The sequence below is a fragment of the Ruegeria sp. AF1 genome (genome assembly GCF_056542125.1).
Map to the genome: position 1 here is coordinate 139947 of NZ_JBQFZG010000006.1, position 18301 is coordinate 158247.

Below are 18301 nucleotides of genomic sequence, written 5' to 3' on the forward strand. Positions count from 1 at the left end.
TGGAATGAATCCGATTACCCAACCGCTAGAGCTTCAGGCCGCAGCTATACGCATGGCTGGCTATGCGATCGTCAACCAGATCAAGATCGCACAGATCATGACCCGTTCGGCACTTGAACTGCCGATGGTGCCGGTCCACGCCCTGCACCTGGCAGCATCAGCACCGGTTCCTGCGGTGGAAACACCGGCGGAAAAACCGGTGGCCAATCCCAAACCCGCCGCGACCCGTGCGAAACGCGTACCGGTGAAATCGTCAACGCCCAAGAAAAAGCTGGCCCGCAAACCTGCACCGTCCAAGCCGGCGGCCACACCGGTTGAGTTCTCAGCCAGTCCGCGGCCCACGGCAGCACCCCCGGCGGCAGCCAAACCGACACCAGCGGTTAGTGATGAAATAGCAGTAAAACCTGTTGAATCTACGGTGACACCTGCGACCGCAACCGTGTCGCCCGTAACGCCCAAGCCCGCCCCTGCAAAACCGGCGCCTGTTCAGGCAACGCAGGTTAAGCCGACACCGGCCGATCCTGCCCCGGCTGAGGTGCAGGCGAAATCTGCCCCGGCCACAGAGCCGCGCAAACCGCAGGCGCGAAAAACTCGTGCCCCGTCCAAACCACCCGTGATGCCCGGAGCAGATGCCAAAAACTGACGGGTAAACCGGGATCATCTGCTTGACACGGTCGGGTTGGCACGCCAACCCTGCGCGTCATGATGGATCTTCGCCCGGTCGGATATGTGATTGGCTTGCTGGTCGCCATTCTTGGGGCGACCATGCTGCTGCCTATGCTCGCGGACCTGATCGAGGGGCGCGGGGAATGGCACGTGTTTCTGGAAAGCGCGATTATCACGACGCTGACCGGGTCCGTTCTGGCGATGAGCTGCTCGAACGGTGTGGGCGAAGGGCTGACCATCCGCCAGACCTTCCTGTTGACAACCGGTGTTTGGGCGGCGCTGCCCCTGTTTGGCGCAATTCCGTTTCTGTTCGGTGAAACCGAGCTGCGCTTTGTCGATGCGTATTTCGAGGCGATGTCCGGCCTGACAACAACAGGTTCAACAGTGATTTCCGGGTTGGACACCCTGCCGCAGGGGCTTTTGCTGTGGCGCGGTATCCTGCAATGGCTGGGGGGCATCGGGATCATCGTTGTCGCCATGGTATTCCTGCCCGAGCTGCGCGTTGGTGGCATGCAAATCTTCCGCTCGGAAGGCTTTGAAACAATGGGAAAAATCCTGCCTCGCGCGCAAGAGATCGCGGGTCAGATTTCGCTCATCTATGTCTTCCTGACACTTGTCTGCGCGCTGGTTTACGCCGGTTTGGGAATGAACTTTTTCGACGCCCTGGTACATGCGTTGACAACGCTTTCGACCGGCGGGTTCTCGAATTATGACGCCTCGTTCGGAACCTTCTCGGGGCCCGCCGAATATGCGGCGTCGGTCTTCATGATTTTGGCGGCGCTTCCTTTTGTGCGCTACGTCCAGCTGGCAAACGGCCATACAGCGTCCTTGTGGAAAGACAGTCAAGTTCGCGTGTTTCTGGCGACCATTCTGGTTCTGGTCATCATCATGTCGATTTTCCTGACATCGGTCTTTCCGCATCACTGGGAACAGGCGTTTCGGGAATCTTTGTTCAACATCACCTCGATCATCTCGGGCACCGGCTATGCCAGTGTCGATTACATGGGCTGGGGCAGCTTTCCGATCATGATGTTCTTCCTGATCGGCCTGATTGGCGGCTGCGCGGGATCGACCGCATGTTCGATCAAGATATTCCGCTATCAGCTGCTGTTTGCCTCGATCAAAAGTCAGATCAAACGGATCAGGTCTCCGCATGGCGTGTTCGTGCCGCTCTATGATGGGCGGCCTGTGGGGCAGGGTATTCTGACCTCGGTGATGAGCTTCTTCATGTTCTTTGTCCTATCGATGGGCGTGCTGTCCTGGGCGCTGGCGCTGACCGGTCTGGACTTTATCACAGCCGTTTCCGGGGCAGCGACCGCGCTGGCCAATGTCGGTCCCGGTCTGGGCGATCAGATCGGACCAGCGGGCAATTTCGCAAATCTCAACGACACGGCCAAATGGTTGCTGACAATCGGGATGCTGGTCGGGCGGCTCGAGCTGTTGGCCGTTTACGCGATCTTCACTGTTCAATTCTGGAGAGGCTGATGAAAAGACCCCTTGGCGCGCAGATTTCGCATATGCTCAAGGATCGTGGCGTGGACGTGATTTTCGGTATACCCGGCGTTCACAATCAGGAAATGTATCGCGGCATCGAAGAGGCTGGCATCCAACATGTTCTGGCCCGTCACGAACAGGGGGCGGGGTTTATGGCCGATGGGTATGCCCGCGCAACCGGCAAGCCGGGGGTTGCCTATGTGATCACCGGGCCCGGCCTGTGCAACATCATGACGCCGATCGGGCAGGCCTACAGCGACTCGGTGCCGATGCTGGTGGTGTCGTCCTGCCTTGATGAAACACAGGCGCTGCGCGGCCAGTTGCACCAGATGAAGGACCAGCGCCTTGCGGCCGGAACTGTTGCCGACTGGTCGGCACAGGCCAACACGGCCGAGGCCGCCTATGCGCTGGTCGAACGCGCCTTTGAAGAATTCGAGCTGTCGCGCCCGCGCCCCAAGCACATTCAGGTGCCAATCGCGCAGTTGCAGGCCGAGGCCGACCCGGCACCTTTCCCCAACCAGCCCGCGTTGCGCACCAAGGCGTTGCCGCCTGACGTATCGCCGGTTGTCTCGATGCTGAACCTTGCGCGCAGGCCGCTGTTCATTCTTGGGGGCGGTTGCAAGTCCAACGACTGGCGGCAGATTCTGACACAGCTTGGGGCTGCATGTTTTACTACATATGCAGGGCGCGGGCTGCCGGGCGCAAACTATCCGCTGGATTTCGGCGCGTCGCTGCCGCGCCCCGGCAGCGCCGAGGTTATCGCCTCGGCGGATCTGGTCATCGCGGTCGGCGCCGAATTGGGCGAGGTCGATCTGTGGCGCAGCGACCTTGGGCATTCGTCAACGCTGATCCGCGTTGACCTTGATCCCGAAGTCCTGTCCGACCACCATCGCGCCGCGATCAAATTGCAAACCGACAGCGAAAGCTTTGCCCGCGCCTTGTGGCAGGCGACCGAAAACCTGAAACCGGCAACCGGCTGGTCGCCCGACGAGATTTCCGGAACCCGTGCCCGGTGGCGGGCCGAGGTGGATGCCGAACGGCCCGGAATTGCAGCAGTGGCCGATGCGCTGCGCGCCGCGATGCCCGCTGATACCATGATTTATTCCGACATGACCCAATTCGCCTATGTCGCGAAAGAGGTGTGGGACATGGCCTATCCGCATCACTGGCACCATCCGACCGGGTTCGGAACGCTGGGCTATGGTCTACCGGCCGGAATTGGCGGCACGGTGGCGCGGCGCGGCAAACCAACGGCGGTTATCGCCGGGGATTACGGGTTCCACTATACGATGCAGGAACTGGGTGTTGCGGTCGAACTGGGTTTGTCGCTGCCGATCATCCTGTGGGACAATGGCAAACTGAAAGAAATCGAAGACAGCATGGTCCGCAGCCAGATCGCGCCCAATGCAGTGGTGGCGCATAACCCGGACTTCTGCAAGCTGGCCGAAGCTTTTGGCGCGCGCGCCTCAGCCCCTTCATCTCTGGCTGAGATGCAGAGCGCGGTTCGCGCGGCTTTCGATGCACCTGTCCCGACCTTGATCCACGTGACCCCGGACATTCTGTAACAAATAAAAGCGCCGCAGGTTCATGCGGCGCTTTGATGTTTCAATGTCTGGTTTCAATATCTGCGCGCGTTCAATCCCAGCAATGCACCAGAACCGTCATTCCGGTCGCGCGCCGGTTCAGCTCGTTGGGGGAAATCCGGGTGGTTTCCTCGCTCGACTGACCGGAAACACCGGCTTTCGTCAGGATTTCTGTCAACCGCTCGACCGTTGCCGCAAGGCTGACTGACGCGGGCAGGGTGCGCCCCTCGGACGGTGTGGGCAGCAGCATGCCAACCACGTTGCCGCTGTCGTTGAAGACCGGCCCGCCCGCATCGCCGGGCTGTGCGTTCAGCGCCAGCCGTTTGACACCCGTCTCGCCGTTCAGGCCACGGATATCCGCGATTTGGCCGTAGGTCAGCGTCGGTGCGCCCAAAGCCCCCTGGTAGGAAAAGCCGGATACGGCCACTTCGGACTGGATGCGCGGTTGGGTGGTGCTGAAAGCAGCAACACTCATGGGGGCAAGAGCTTTTGCAGGGCGCAAGACCGAAACACCAAGCTCCGGGTCCGTCAGCGCCAGCTGAACCTCCTGATCCCCCTCCAGAGTGATCCGGGTGCAGCTTTCGGCGGCTTCGGACACCGTCAGAACCGTGCCGTCCGTACCAGCGAAAAAGCCCGACCGCGACAGCCGGGGCTTGCGGATCTGAAGACCCGAGACCAGATCGATGCGCTGTTCCGCATCCGCACCGGCGGCGGCATCCAGAACCGCGCCGGTTGTGCTCAGGCTGGTCGCCATCGCAGCCAGAACACGCAGGCGGCGCGCTTCGTCCCCTTCGGGCCAGACGAGTGTAAAGCCCTTGATCTTTCCATCATCCAGCCGCGCCTGCGTGAATGACACGATCCCATTGCCGCGCCCTTCAAGGGTGAACTGGTCGCGGCCCAGCTCGCGCGGGCCATTCAGCGGAACAATCTCAAGCGACTGCATCACCTCGTAAAGGGCGCGCAGCGTGTTCTTGTCACCCTCCTGACTGATCAAAAGGGCCTGGGCGTTCAGATCCGAGGCGCTTTTGAAATGCACGAACGGTGCCTCATAGCGGTCAAAGCTGACTGTACCCAACGGCATGTCCAGCGCAATTCCGGCCGCGTCATCGGAATACCGGTCCATCCCGGCCGAGATCAGCGGCGCGTTGTATTCATCCATCAGGGCCTTGCGTTGCACCGTGGTCAGAACGCCCGTCGCCTCATACCCGTTGAACCGCTGCCAATCGCCCATCGACCGGCGGGTTCCCTGACCGAAAGCGCCATCGATGGTCGAATTATAGAAACCCGCCGCTTGCAGGGCTGTTTGCAGGTCTTTCCGTTCCTGCGCCGTCAAAAGGCGCTCGGATTGCAACGCCTGTTCGCGGGTTTCATCCGAATCCTGTGCGGTCGTAACCGCCACGGGTTCTTCCGCCCGTGCTGCCGGTTCTGTCAGCACGCTAACAACGTCGCGGTTCACCGCGTTTTCGCCGACCGGCCAGAACTGTTGCCCCAACGCGCTTGAAAACGCGACAAAGCTGTCACGCGGGATCTGCCCCTCGGCCCGGTATACGCGCAAAACCTGCTCGGCATCGCCGCGCGAATAGGGGCCAATGACGATGGCATACCAGCCGCTGTTCAGCCGAAACCCGTTCACATCGGGCAGGGTGCTGGCATAGGCTTGCGCCCGGTCCTGCGCTTCGCGCAGCGACGGCTGCGCCTCGACCTGAACCCAGACGCCGGGATCTTGTTGTGCGGTCGCGGCGCGCAGGCCGACCAGAAGAAACAAAAGAATTGCTGAAAATACGCGTGTCATAGTCTGCCCGTGTTATGCGGTGTTTGTACTGAGGTGCAGAATACGCGATTTCATTTGCCAAATACCATGCTGTGAATGCGGGGAATTTGTGGTGTGGCCGCGCAGATACAGCCACAGCCCAAAGCCCCGTTGACGCCCCTCGGCCCCTTGCATAGGAAGGGCCAAACCGACCGGAACCGGGCGCACGGGGCGCCCAGAGGGAATGTCATGACCGAACCGACCAGTGCACCGCGTTCATTTCAGGAAATCATCCTTAGGCTTCAGTCCTACTGGGCCTCGAAAGGCTGCGCGATTCTGCAACCCTATGACATGGAGGTCGGGGCAGGGACGTTCCATCCCGCTACCACTTTGCGGGCGCTGGGGTCCAAGGCATGGGCCGCAGCCTATGTTCAACCGTCGCGCCGTCCCACGGATGGGCGCTATGGCGAAAACCCCAACCGGCTTCAGCATTACTACCAGTATCAGGTGCTGATCAAACCCAGCCCTCCGGATTTGCAGGAGCTGTATCTGGGCAGCCTTCAGGCCATCGGCATCGACATGGACCTGCATGATATCCGCTTTGTCGAAGACGACTGGGAAAGCCCCACGCTGGGCGCTTGGGGGCTTGGCTGGGAAGTCTGGTGTGACGGAATGGAAGTCAGCCAGTTCACCTATTTCCAGCAGGTCGGCGGCCATGACTGCACGCCTGTCTCGGGCGAGCTGACTTATGGGCTCGAGCGTCTGGCGATGTATGTGCTGGGCATCGACCACGTGATGGACATGCCGTTCAACGATCCGCAATCGCCCAGCCCGCTGAAATACGGCGACATCTTCAAACAGACGGAAGAGGAATACGCCCGCTGGAACTTTGACGTGGCCAATACCGAGGTTCTGCTGCGCCATTTCGAAGAGGCCGAGGCTGAATGCGCCACTATCCTGGCGCAGGCACATGACGACCCGAAAACCGGCAAGCGTATTATCATGGCGCATCCGGCCTATGACCAATGCATCAAGGCGTCACACATCTTCAATCTGCTGGATGCACGGGGCGTGATCTCGGTCACCGAACGGCAGGCCTATATCGGGCGCGTGCGGGCGCTGGCCAAGCAATGCGCGGATGCCTTTGTGCAGACCGAGGCCGCCGGGTTCAGCGCCGGATGAGGCGATCAGGCCAGCCCCGGCAACAGGGCTTTCAGGCCGTCCGCGATCATGCTGACGGCGATAGCCGCCAGAATCATCCCCATAAAGCGGCTCATGATCACGCGCGCGGTGTCGGACAGGCGTTGGGCCAGCCAGGCCGCGTTCCAGAACGTGATCAGAAGCAGGCCAACAATGGCAAGGAATACACCAGCATAAACAATGGCTTCTACGGGCTTCTTGATCTGGTGTGCATACAGGATCAGCGTGGTGATCGTGCCGGGGCCGACCAAAACGGGAAAGGCCAGCGGATAAAAGGCGACGGTATCCGGTTCGGGGTAAGCGTCCTTTTCCCCCTTCGTCCCGTGATGAGAGGTGCTTTCGTGTCCGTTCAGCATGTTAAGGCCGATCATCATGACAACCAGACCACCGGCGACGCGCAGATGATTGACACTAATGCCAAAAAGGCCAAGCGCCTGACTACCGACCAAGGCAAAGGCGCCGCCAAGGATCAGGCAGTAAACCGCTGTTTTGACCGCAATCTTGCGTTGTTCGGCGGCGGACAGGTCCTGAGTGACGCTCAGAAACACCGGCAGGTTGGTGACCGGGTTCATGATCGCAAACAATGCGCCGAAAAATCCGACGGCAAGGGTGGATTCCATCGTGTTGACCTCGTTTCTGCCTGTCCCCGGATGAAACCTGTCCTATTTTACAAGAACTTGAAAGAGGCGGCCTGAAAGATGACGGGAAAACTGCTGACAATTCTTCTGCTGCTGTCGGCCATCGTGGCAGGCGTCGGCATGTATTATCTACAGGTCTACGGCTATTATTATGAGGTCGAACCGCAACCGGGGCAGGACGTTGCCCTGATTACGGATTCGGGCGGTGTGCCCGAGCCCATCGCCTATTCCGGGTTTCAGGCAATCGACGCCGACAGTTCGCCGATCCGGTATCGTGCCTGCTTCGAAACCGAATTGTCGCCGGACCAGATGGCTGGATACGTGCCTGTCGAAAACTCCGAACCCCTGACCGCACCGGGATGGTTTGAATGCTACGATGCGGTGTCTTTGGCGGATGCGCTTGAATCCGGGCAGGCGCGGGCGTTCATGGGGGTGAAGAACATCCATTTCGGCGTCGACCGGATTGTGGCGATCACCGCGGATGGCAAGGGCTATGTCTGGCACGCGTTGAACAATTGTGGTGAAAAAGCCTATGACGGTACCGTCGTGGGCGAGGAATGCCCGCCGCGCCCGGAAAACTGAAGGAGCAGATCGTGGGCCATGTCATAGAAATCCCCGATTTCCTGACGGCCACTCTGGGGTTTGCGGTCTATCTGATCGGGGCCGAGATCAACGCACGTGTGACAACCCTGCGCAATTTCAACATCCCCGAACCCGTAACAGGAGGCCTGCTGGCCTCGCTGGTGGTTCTGATGCTCTATCTGGTATTCAGGATCGAACTGTCCTTTGGCCTGACAGCCCGCGATTTCCTGCTGGTCCTGTTTTTTGCCGGGATCGGCCTGAACGCCCGCCTGTCTGACCTCATTGCGGGTGGTAAGCCGTTAATCTTGCTTTTGATTCTTACTCTGGCGACGATTGTCTTTCAGAATGTGATCGGCGCGGCTGGGGCGGCGATCTTCGGCTATCCCGCACAGGCCGGTGTGTTGTTCGGATCGGCTGCCCTGATCGGTGGGCACGGAACGGCAATTGCATGGGCGCCGGATGTGGCGCAGGCAACGGGCCTTGACGGCGCGACCGAACTGGGTGTGGCAGTCGCCACCCTTGGATTGGTCCTTGCTGCGCTGGTTGGCGGCCCGATTGCGCGCCTGTTGGTCGAACGGCGCGGCCTGACGCCTGACCGCCCTGACGAAGAACCCAGCGTCGGATTGCCGGATGAGCATGACGGGCACACCACAAGCATCGATCATCTGACCGTCATGCGCGTCCTGCTGCACCTGAACCTTGCGATCATCTCGGGGTATGCGCTGAATGAATCAATTGCCGCCGCCGGGCTGAAACTGCCGCTGTTCGTGCCCTGTCTGATCATGGGCATCGTGATCGCCAATCTGCGGGATGCGCTGTTTCCCGGTGCTCCGAAAGTGTCGCGCACTCCATCGCTGGCGTTGATTTCGGAATTTGCGCTGGGCGCGTTTCTCGCAATGTCGCTGATGAGCCTGCAACTCTGGACCATCGCGCAGCTGGGCATGGCCATTGCCGTGATCATGACAGCGCAGACGGTGTTCGCGGTGCTGTTCGTCCTTTGGGTGCTGTTCCCGGTCATGGGGTCCAACTATCGCGCCGCCGTACTGGCCGCCGGGTTTGGCGGCTTTGCGTTGGGGGCCACACCCACCGCTATCGCAAATATGACAGCCGTGACCAAGCGATATGGCCCATCGCCTATTGCCTTTATCGTGCTGCCCCTTGTATCCGCCTTTTTTGTGGATATCGCCAATGCCATCGTCATTCAGACGATCGTCAATTTCTAAGGACCGACAATGCCCGACCTGCTGATCGAACTGTTCTCCGAAGAGATCCCCGCACGGATGCAAGCCCGTGCCGGCGAGGATCTGAAAAAGCGGATTACCGATGGTCTGGTCGAGGCCGGTCTGACCTATGCAAGCGCGGCCGCCCTGACCACGCCCCGCCGCCTGACGCTGGCGGTCGAGGGGCTGCTGGCGAAAAGCCCCACCATCCGGGAAGAACGCAAGGGTCCAAAAGTAGGCGCACCCGACAAGGCAATCGAAGGGTTCCTGCGCGGCGCGGGCCTGACCCGTGATCAGCTGGAAGAACGCGAAACGCCCAAGGGGGCCATCTATTTCGCCACCATCGAAAAGGCCGGTCGCCCTGCGGCAGAGATCATTGCCGAAGTGCTCGAAACCACCATCCGCAATTTCCCTTGGCCTAAGTCCATGCGCTGGGGCGGTGGCAGCTTGCGCTGGGTGCGTCCGCTGCATTCGATCCTGTGCATTCTGACGGATGAGGCCGGGGCGCAGGTGGTTCCAATGGATGTCGACGGCATTTCGTCCGGCGACACCACAGCAGGCCACCGCTTTATGGCGCCCAACCGCTTTTCGGTCACGTCTTTCGACGATTACGCGGCCAAGCTGAAGCGGGCTTTCGTGGTTCTTTCCCCCGAGGAACGCGCCCGGCACATCTGGAACGACGCCCAGAACATGGCCTTTGCCGCCGGTCTTGAACTGGTCGAAGATCAGGGCCTGCTGGCCGAGGTCGCCGGTCTGGTCGAATGGCCGGTTGTCCTGATGGGGCGGATCGACGACGAATTCCTCGACCTGCCGCCCGAGGTGCTGCAAACCTCGATGAAAGAACACCAAAAGTTCTTCTCGGTCCGCAATCCCAAAACGGGCCGGATTGAACGGTTCGTCATTGTTGCGAACCGCGAAACCGCTGACAATGGCGCGACCATTCTGGCGGGCAATCAGAAAGTGCTGTCGGCCCGTCTGGCCGATGCCAAGTTCTTTTGGGAAAATGACCTGCGCATTGCCAAATCGGACATTGCACAATGGACCCGCGCGCTGGAAAACGTCACCTTCCACAACAAACTGGGAACGCAGGCCGACCGGATCGGTCGTATCGCCGCGTTGGCCCGCGAACTGGCACCAGTAACCGGTGCCGATGCCGATCAGGCTGAAAAAGCCGCGCGCCTGGCCAAGGCCGACCTCAGCTCGGAAATGGTCTACGAATTCCCCGAGCTTCAGGGCCTTATGGGGCGGTATTACATCGAAGCGGCAGGTGAAGATGCCGCCGTGGCCGCCGTCGCGCAAGAGCATTACTCGCCTTTGGGGCCGTCGGATGATGTCCCCACTGCTCCGCTGTCGGTGACCGTTGCATTGGCCGACAAGCTGGACACACTGACCGGGTTCTGGGCGATTGATGAAAAGCCTACTGGCTCGAAAGACCCGTTTGCCTTGCGCCGTGCGGCGCTGGGGGTTATCCGGTTGGTGCTCGACAATGACCTGCGTCTGCATCTGGATCAGTTTTTCGACAGACAGCTGCTGCGTGCTGAAAGCGCTGCAAACGAGGCGCTGGCGGCTGAAAATGTTGACGAACTGTTGGATGAAATCGCAGATCATGGCGTGTTTGGCGCAGCCTTCCAGACTGTCAAGGAAAAGCTGGGAGAATTGTCGGGTGCCGATTTCCTGAGCCTTGAAAAGAAGATCCCCGACGCATCCGACGATCTCCTTTCCTTCTTCCACGACCGTCTCAAGGTCTTCCTCCGCGACGAAGGTATCCGTCACGATGTCATTGACGCCTGTATCGCGATGGACGGCAATGATGATCTCAACCTGCTGGTCAAACGCGCCCGCGCGCTGAACGCGGTGATTGCGACCGAGGATGGCGAAAACCTCGTGCAGGGCTTCAAGCGCGCCAACAACATCCTGACCCAGGCCGAAGAAAAGGACGGGGTGGAATATTCCTACGGTGCGGATGTGAAATTCGCCGAGACCGACAGCGAAAAGGCATTGTTTGCCGCTTTGGATGCAGCACATGCGCAAATCCAACCCGCGCTGAAATCCGAAGATTTCCCCACGGCCATGGCCGCCATGGCGGGGCTGCGCGGGCCGGTGGATGCGTTCTTTGAGGATGTGCAGGTCAACACCGACAATGACATTGTTCGCCGCAACCGGCTGAACCTTCTCAGCCAGATCCGGCAGATCTGCTCCAGCGTGGCCGATCTGACCCGGATCGAAGGGTAAACGACTGGGCGCACTGGCAGGCGCGCCCACAACGCACTTGCGTGAAGGGCGCAAGCGCCTATGCTGCAGACAAACCAAAAGGTGCTGCAGTGCAGAATAATCCGAATACAACGCTCATTACATCCGACGCGCCTGTCACCGCCCATACACATGGCGGGCGGGCCAAATGTCTGCAACGTCTGGTCCGGCTGGACCTGCCGGTGCCCCGAACCGTTGCGCTGTCATTTGATGCCGTTCACCAGATTGCAGAAGGGGCGATCCCGGATATTGCGGCGATCCTCGAACAGTTCGACCCGACCTCGTTGCTATGCGTCCGACCCAGTTCCGAAGACCCCGATTGGGGCGGCCCCGGCGCGGTTCTCAATATCGGAATGAACGACGCGCGCTATGTCGACCTGTCCGACACCATGGGAGCCGAGGCCGCCGCAGCTCTGTATCTGCGGTTCGTTCAAAGCTATGCGATCCACGTGGCACGGCTGGATGCGGATGTGTTCGATGACATCGAAGCTGATGGCCGCGAGGGGTTGCGCCACTCGCTGCGCGCCTACGAGGATGAAACCGACGAGGTCTTTCCGCAGGACAGGGGCGAACAGCTGATCGGCGTTCTGCGCTCGATGGCGCGTGCATGGGACGGGACGTCCGCGCGCTTGCTGCGGCAGGCCAAGGGGGCACCCGCAGATGCCGGGCTTGGGTTGGTCATCCAAGAGATGATCCCCGGCGTCGGGAAAGGGGAATGCGGATCGGGTGTTCTGCAACTGGTTGATTCCACAACCGGAATGCCACAAATCACCGGCCGCTATCTAAGCCAGAGTCAGGGGCGCGATGCGCTGGGTGAAGATGTGGCAGCCCTGTTTCTGGAAAAAGACCCGCGCGGCCCGTCGCTGGAAGAGGTCGCACCAGATGCTTTCGCCGAGGTCAAGGCTCAGGCCGCGCTAATGCGCGAGAAACTGCGCGAAGAGATGCAGGTCGAATTCGTCATTCAGGACGGCACCGTGCATATTCTGGATGGTGTCCGGGTGCAGCGATCGGCCCGCGCGGCCATGCGCATTGCCGTACGTCTTGCCGAAGACGGTATCATACCGCCGCAAGAGGCGGTGATGCGTGTCGACCCGCACGCGCTGAACGAACTACTGCACCGTCAGGTCCACCCCGATGCGCAACGCGATGTGCTGACCACGGCCATTGGTGCCAGCCCCGGTGCCTCGACCGGCAAGATCGTGTTTACCTCGGCCGAAGCACAGGCCAGTGCCGCCCGTGGCGAGGCATGTGTTCTGGTGCGCCGGGAAACCTCGCCCGAGGATGTGCGCGGGATGCACGCCGCCGTTGCGGTTCTGACGGAAAAAGGCGGCATGACCAGCCACGCGGCCGTGATCGGGCGCGGATTGGGTCTGCCCTGTATCGTCGGGGCCTCGGAAATGCGGTTTCAGACGAAAGACAAGATGCTGACCGCACCGGATGGCCGGGTATTCAAAACCGGCGATATTGTCACCATTGATGGCAGCTCGGGTCAGGTGCTGGCCGGTCAGCCCGCCATGCTCGAGGCCGCGTTGGATGACTGTTTCCAGACACTGATGGGCTGGGCCGATGCCGAGCGTGACATCGAAATCCGCGCCAATGCCGACACACCGGCTGATGCGCAGACGGCCCGGAACTTTCAGGCCCAGGGGATCGGTCTGTGCCGGACCGAACACATGTTCTTTGACCCCGGCCGTCTGATCGTGATGCGCGAAATGATCTTTGCGCAAACCTCGGCGGGCAGGGCGGCGGTGCTGGAACGCCTGCTTCCGATGCAGCGCGAGGATTTCGTTCAGCTGTTCAGGATCATGGAAGGTCAGCCTGTCTGCATCCGCCTGTTCGATCCACCCTTGCATGAATTTCTGCCGACAACGCGCACCGGGCAACGGGAGTTGGCCGAGGCGCTGGATCTGCCCGTGTCCGACGTCGAACGCCGGGTTGAGGCGATGACCGAATACAACCCCATGCTGGGCCTGCGCGGCGTTCGTCTGGGTGTCACTGTGCCCGAGATCTACGACATGCAGGCGCGCGCGATTTTTGAAGCCACGCTTGACGCCCGAAAAAACGGTGCTCCGGTGGTGCCCGAAGTGATGATCCCGCTGGTATCCGCCAAGCGCGAGGTTGAACTGGTCAAATCCCGCATCGACTCGGTCGCCGCCGCCGTTGAATCGGAACGGGGGCAGAAGTTCGAATATCGGCTGGGCGTCATGGTCGAAACGCCACGCGCCTGTCTGCGCGCGGAAGAGATCGCGCCACAGACTGCTTTCATGAGTTTTGGAACGAACGACCTGACGCAGATGACCTACGGCCTGTCCCGCGACGATGCCGGTCGTTTCATGTCCGCTTACGTGCGGCAGGGGGTCTTTACCGAAGATCCGTTCCATGTCCTTGATCCGGACGGGGTGGGCGAGCTGCTGAAACTCGGGGCAGAACGCGGGCGTGCCGCGAAGCCGGATGTGACCCTTTCGGTCTGTGGCGAACACGGCGGGAACCCCGAATCAATCGCCATCTGTCGCGATCTTGGGTTCGACTATGTGTCATGCTCACCGTTCCGGGTTCCGGTCGCTCGGCTGGCTGCCGCTCAACTGGCGATTTCCTCCAGACTTGGGGGTTGACACCGCGCCGAACCCCAAGGAATAGTGGGTTATACGGTCACTCGTAGGCGAAAAATATTTTCGCTACGGGCGATTTTCCACTTGCTTTTTTCAAGATACTGGACCTTTGCGTCAGTCTGGGGTATCAGCCTCGTCGCGCCCGCCGGGGGAGGGTAAGGCGCGTGATGTGCCTGTGCGAGGTTATCTGATGCTACGTTACATATTGGCTGTTGCCGCAGTGGCGGCAACCGTTCTGCCGAGTGCATCCTTCGCTGAGAAGGAAGCGACTGATACTGCAAAACAAGAACTTGTCGCCCGCAGCGAGCTGCCAGCGCAAAGTTTTCGGGACTATTTCAAGCTGTTCCAGCCCCGCAAGGCGGCTGAACCTGTCGAAGTGTCCTTCTCCAAAGACTGGCTTGACCAGCAACCAAAGGCCTCCGGTGGTGAAAACTGGAAATGCCTGTCCGAAGCCCTGTACTTCGAGGCGCGCGGCGAAAGCGTGCGCGGCCAGTTCGCGGTTGCCGAGGTGATCCTGAACCGGGTCAAAAGCAGCCGTTTCCCGGATTCCCTGTGCGGCGTGATCCATCAGGGGACCGGCAAGAAATACCAGTGCCAGTTCACATACACCTGCGATGGCCGCAAGGAAGTAATCCACGAGAAAAAGGCGTATGAGCGTGTGGCGAAAGTCGCGCGGGCAGCCATTGATGGCGTGGCGGATGAGTTGACCGAAGGGGCAACACACTATCACACGACGTCGGTGCGCCCGTCCTGGTCGCGGGTCTATAAACAGACCGCGAAAATCGGCGTGCATGTTTTTTACCGTCACAACTACCGGACAGCGAGCAACTGATTGACGCACCCGCGCTGGAAGCTTGCTGGCGTGGGGCAGGTTGCACCCTATATTGCGGGCCAGGAGGCCCGTGATGATTTTGAACCGCAGACACCTTTTGCAATCCGCCGCCGCAGCATTGCTGATGCCGCGTGTGGCCAGCGCGGGTTTTGCACCGCTTAATGCGCGTGTAGCCAAACACCCGATCGCGCCAGCAAGTTATCCTGAAACGGAAGTCTGGACATATGACGGGTCTGTCCCGGGCGTTGAACTGCGTGTCAGGCAGGGCGACCGCATCCAGCGCACCCTGATGAACCAGCTTCCGCAAGCCACGTCGGTCCATTGGCACGGAATTCGCATCGAAAACGCCATGGACGGCGTGCCCGGCCTGACGCAGGACGCAGTCGAGACGGGCGCAAGCTTTGATTACTCCTTCGTCGTTCCAGACGCAGGGACTTATTGGTACCATGCGCATAACCAGTCGATGGAACAGGTTGCGCGCGGGCTTTACGGGCCGCTGATCGTCGAAGAAACTGCTGCCCCTGATGTGGATCAGGATCTGGTATTGATGCTGGACGACTGGCGGCTTGATCCGGAAACCGCTCAGATCACGGATGATTTCGACAATGGCCATGATCTCAGCCATGCTGGTCGGCTGGGGAATATCATCACTGTCAACGGATCCCTTGACCCGCGCGTTGAGGCGCGACAGAACGACCGTCTCCGGCTACGCCTGATCAACGCCTCCAACGCGCGGATTTTTGACCTGAATCTTGACGGGTTGTCTGGTTGGATCGTCGCTCTTGACGGTATGCCACTGGAAAAGCCGATCCCATTGTCTGGGGCTTTCCCAATCGCCCCCGCACAACGCATCGATCTTGTTGTGGATGTCGTGGCTGCGGGCGATACGGCAAGTCTGGTGAGTGTTGAGCGCGATGGTGCCTTTGGCATCGTTCGGTTTGATGTTGACGAACCTCTCGCACCTGCGCCGCGACAAGGCGTGTCAGCGTTGCCGCCCAACCCTTTGCCAGTCATCGAGGATGTCTCATCCGCACCATTGCACCGGATGTCCCTGCAAGGCGGGGCGATGCGCTGGCTGGATAGCGCCCGGATCGGGGACACAGAATTGCCAGGCCAGGAACTGGCGCAGTTGGGCCGGTTCTGGGCCCTGAACGGTTATGCGGAACGCCCGTCCGACCCGTTTCTGGATGCCCGGACCGGGGGTCTTCACAGGATCGAGTTCGTCAATGAAACAGTCTTTCCACATGCCATGCATTTGCACGGTCACCACTTCCGACTGATCCAGCCGGACGGATCGCTTGGCCCGTGGCGCGATACTGTTTTGGTTGATCGCGGACAAACCCGCCAGATCGCTCTGGTCGCGGATAATCCGGGGGACTGGCTGTTGCATTGCCATATGCTGGGACATGCCGCTTCGGGTATGATGAGCTGGTTTCGCGTTACCTGACGCCGCATTCGGCGGTTGGAATGGCGTTTGTTTGAATGTTATAGGCCCTTGCAACGCCTATAGAGGGCAAGCCCTGCAACAAGCCGAAAAGGCCGGACCCATGAGTTCTGAAATCCGACTGGCATTTGCGCACCCGACCGAACGGTCCGAGGCGACCTCGCCCCGAGGGCCGCTGGACCGCATTTCCCTGCGCGACCATATTGTCGAGGTTGAAATCGGTGCGTTTCAGGCCGAGCGGGGAACAACCCAGCGGATCTGTTTCAATATCGTGGTCGAAGTCCGGCCTCTGACCGACCCGATTGACGACGATGTGGATCGCATCCTGTCTTATGACCGGGTGACGGAATCCATTGCCTATGAACTCGCGGCCGAGCGTCTGAACCTGCTTGAAACCCTGGCCGAGCGTGTAGCCGAACGTATCTTGCATGAACCACAGGCTGTAAGGGTCTTTGTTCGCATCGAAAAACTGGATCGCGGCCCAGGCGCTCTCGGGGTCGAGATCGTGCGGGGGAAAGACTCGGTTCATCACGACGTGACCGAGGAAGATCGCCCGCATCCCCGTCTGGTCTACTTGTCGAATGACGCTATCGCGTCGGACAATCTGACCGGGTGGATCGACCAGTTGCAGAACCGACAGCGCCCGCTGATCCTGTGTGTGGGGGCGTCAGACCTGGCTGCGCCGCAAACCGGCCACGCAATGACACAGCGCCGGATTGACCTGCTGGCGATCGAGCAGAACGCGTGGGTTCTGGCCGCGCGCGATCACCGCTGCAAGGTGGTTTCAACCCGGACGGAACTGGACTGGGCCACGAAGAACGGCCAGATCTGTGTCTGGGCCCCGTCCAAGATCGTGCTGGACGCGGTGGATGGTCCGTCCGCCGCGCCCTCCGACGCCGTGGCTTTGGCCGCATGGTTTGCCGCGACCTTTGAAGCCAGCGAAATGATGGTCATCGGCGGCGAATTGCCGAAAACGCCCAAAACCCCCCTGCGGGCTGTGGCCGTGGATCAGGCCGAATTGTGAGCATCTATTTCAGACCGCTGGTTCAGCACGGCCAGACCCGGCCCGCTGGCGCGTATTCTCTGGCCGGTCAGCCCCTGTGGTTTACCCATGTCGAAGCGCTTGGGCGCGATACCGCACCGCAGATCATGGCAGCATCGGATATTCCCGGTGGGGCACTGGAGCGGTTGACCCGCCCGCGCGCACCCATCGCCAGGCTGGATATGCAGGTGCCGCACATCATGGGCATTCTCAACACCACGCCTGACAGTTTCTCGGACGGGGGTGTTCACAGTTCCGTCGAGGCCGCCCGCGATGCCGCTGCAAGGATGGTGGCGCATGGAGCCACCATTCTGGATATTGGCGGGGAATCAACGCGCCCGGGCGCGGATTTCATTCCGGCAGATCAGGAAATTGCCCGCACCCGCCCGGTGATCGAGCCGATTCGCGCACAAACGGATGCCCTGATTTCAATCGACACCCGCAAAGCCAGCGTCGCCAAAGCGGCGTGTGCGGCGGGCGCGGGGCTGGTCAACGATGTCTCGGGGTTCACTTTCGATCCCGAATTGGCACCGTTTTGCGCCGACAAGGGCACACCGGTCTGCGTCATGCATATGCAGGGTGATCCAGCCACGATGCAGGAAAACCCCAGCTACGACAACGTGTTGCTGGATGTTTATGACTTCCTCGAAACCCAGATCGCTCTGCTGGAAAACTTGGGGCTTCGGCGCGACCTGATCATCGTCGATCCAGGTATCGGTTTCGGCAAGACCGAGGATCACAACCTGACCTTGCTGCGCAATCTCAGCCTGTTTCACGGGCTTGGCTGCCCGATCCTGCTGGGCGTGTCCCGCAAGGGCTTTATCGGAACAATTGGACGGGAGCCTGACAAGACTGCCCGCGCGCCGGGTTCAATTGCTGTGGCTTTGGCCGGATTGTCTCAGGGCGTGCAGATCATTCGCGTTCACGACGTCGCCGAGACCGCTCAGGCCTTGCGTCTATGGGCCGCTGTCCGGTAATCCGGTCTCACGGA

The 18301-nt window shown here is 60.4% G+C and carries 14 protein-coding genes; 12 read left to right on the forward strand and 2 right to left on the reverse strand.

Going from position 1 to position 18301, the window contains the following annotated elements:
* The first annotated feature begins 4 nt into the window (after nucleotides 1-4).
* Genes ACR0BK_RS11100 through ACR0BK_RS11110 form a run of 3 tightly spaced genes read left to right on the forward strand, consistent with a single transcriptional unit; the run spans nucleotide 5 to nucleotide 3725 of the window.
* Entirely contained in the window at nucleotides 5-643 is a 639-nt protein-coding gene (locus ACR0BK_RS11100; protein ID WP_480493441.1) for a hypothetical protein, read from the forward strand.
* Between the two features lie 59 nt (nucleotides 644-702).
* On the forward strand, nucleotides 703-2151 hold the full coding sequence (locus ACR0BK_RS11105) for a TrkH family potassium uptake protein (protein WP_480476522.1): 1449 nt from the start codon (nucleotides 703-705) through the stop codon (nucleotides 2149-2151).
* A complete protein-coding gene (locus ACR0BK_RS11110) occupies nucleotides 2151-3725 on the forward strand; it encodes a 5-guanidino-2-oxopentanoate decarboxylase (protein ID WP_480554681.1) in 1575 nt (524 codons plus the stop codon). The genes ACR0BK_RS11105 and ACR0BK_RS11110 overlap by 1 nt, the downstream gene beginning before the upstream one ends.
* Before the next feature lie 70 nt (nucleotides 3726-3795).
* On the opposite strand, the gene ACR0BK_RS11115 is transcribed toward ACR0BK_RS11110, so the two are convergent.
* Nucleotides 3796-5535 carry a serine protease gene (locus ACR0BK_RS11115; protein ID WP_480554682.1) on the reverse strand — a complete coding sequence of 580 codons (1740 nt, stop codon included), beginning with the start codon at nucleotides 5533-5535 and terminating at the stop codon, nucleotides 3796-3798.
* A 207-nt stretch (nucleotides 5536-5742) separates the two neighbouring features.
* Here ACR0BK_RS11115 and ACR0BK_RS11120 point away from each other — a divergent pair, with 207 nt between their 5' ends.
* Entirely contained in the window at nucleotides 5743-6675 is a 933-nt protein-coding gene (locus ACR0BK_RS11120; RefSeq protein ID WP_267363360.1) for a glycine--tRNA ligase subunit alpha, read from the forward strand.
* Between the two features lie 5 nt (nucleotides 6676-6680).
* On the opposite strand, the gene ACR0BK_RS11125 is transcribed toward ACR0BK_RS11120, so the two are convergent.
* The gene (locus ACR0BK_RS11125) at nucleotides 6681-7313 is read right to left on the reverse strand and encodes a MarC family protein (protein ID WP_480476530.1); all 633 of its coding nucleotides are present in this window, start codon (nucleotides 7311-7313) and stop codon (nucleotides 6681-6683) included.
* A gap of 78 nt (nucleotides 7314-7391) precedes the next feature.
* Here ACR0BK_RS11125 and ACR0BK_RS11130 point away from each other — a divergent pair, with 78 nt between their 5' ends.
* The 8 genes from ACR0BK_RS11130 to folP all read left to right on the forward strand — a co-directional run bounded on the left by ACR0BK_RS11130 (nucleotide 7392) and on the right by folP (nucleotide 18287).
* Nucleotides 7392-7913, forward strand: a complete 522-nt coding sequence (locus tag ACR0BK_RS11130) for a DUF6446 family protein (RefSeq protein ID WP_480554683.1) — start codon at nucleotides 7392-7394, stop codon at nucleotides 7911-7913.
* Nucleotides 7889-9136 carry a sodium/glutamate symporter gene (gltS, locus tag ACR0BK_RS11135; protein ID WP_480554684.1) on the forward strand — a complete coding sequence of 416 codons (1248 nt, stop codon included), beginning with the start codon at nucleotides 7889-7891 and terminating at the stop codon, nucleotides 9134-9136. The genes ACR0BK_RS11130 and gltS overlap by 25 nt, the downstream gene beginning before the upstream one ends.
* 9 nt (nucleotides 9137-9145) lie before the next feature.
* The gene (glyS, locus tag ACR0BK_RS11140; protein WP_480554686.1) at nucleotides 9146-11365 is read left to right on the forward strand and encodes a glycine--tRNA ligase subunit beta; all 2220 of its coding nucleotides are present in this window, start codon (nucleotides 9146-9148) and stop codon (nucleotides 11363-11365) included.
* Between the two features lie 89 nt (nucleotides 11366-11454).
* A complete protein-coding gene (locus ACR0BK_RS11145; protein WP_480476946.1) occupies nucleotides 11455-13995 on the forward strand; it encodes a putative PEP-binding protein in 2541 nt (846 codons plus the stop codon).
* A gap of 187 nt (nucleotides 13996-14182) precedes the next feature.
* Entirely contained in the window at nucleotides 14183-14824 is a 642-nt protein-coding gene (locus ACR0BK_RS11150) for a cell wall hydrolase (protein WP_480476538.1), read from the forward strand.
* 73 nt (nucleotides 14825-14897) lie between these two features.
* Nucleotides 14898-16271: a multicopper oxidase family protein gene (locus tag ACR0BK_RS11155; protein ID WP_480554688.1), complete on the forward strand. Its 1374-nt coding sequence runs from the start codon at nucleotides 14898-14900 to the stop codon at nucleotides 16269-16271.
* 100 nt (nucleotides 16272-16371) lie between these two features.
* A complete protein-coding gene (locus tag ACR0BK_RS11160) occupies nucleotides 16372-17292 on the forward strand; it encodes a dihydroneopterin aldolase (protein ID WP_480554690.1) in 921 nt (306 codons plus the stop codon).
* Nucleotides 17289-18287, forward strand: a complete 999-nt coding sequence (folP, locus tag ACR0BK_RS11165) for a dihydropteroate synthase (protein ID WP_480554691.1) — start codon at nucleotides 17289-17291, stop codon at nucleotides 18285-18287. Before ACR0BK_RS11160 ends, folP begins: the two co-directional genes overlap by 4 nt.
* Nucleotides 18288-18301: the final 14 nt, after the last annotated feature.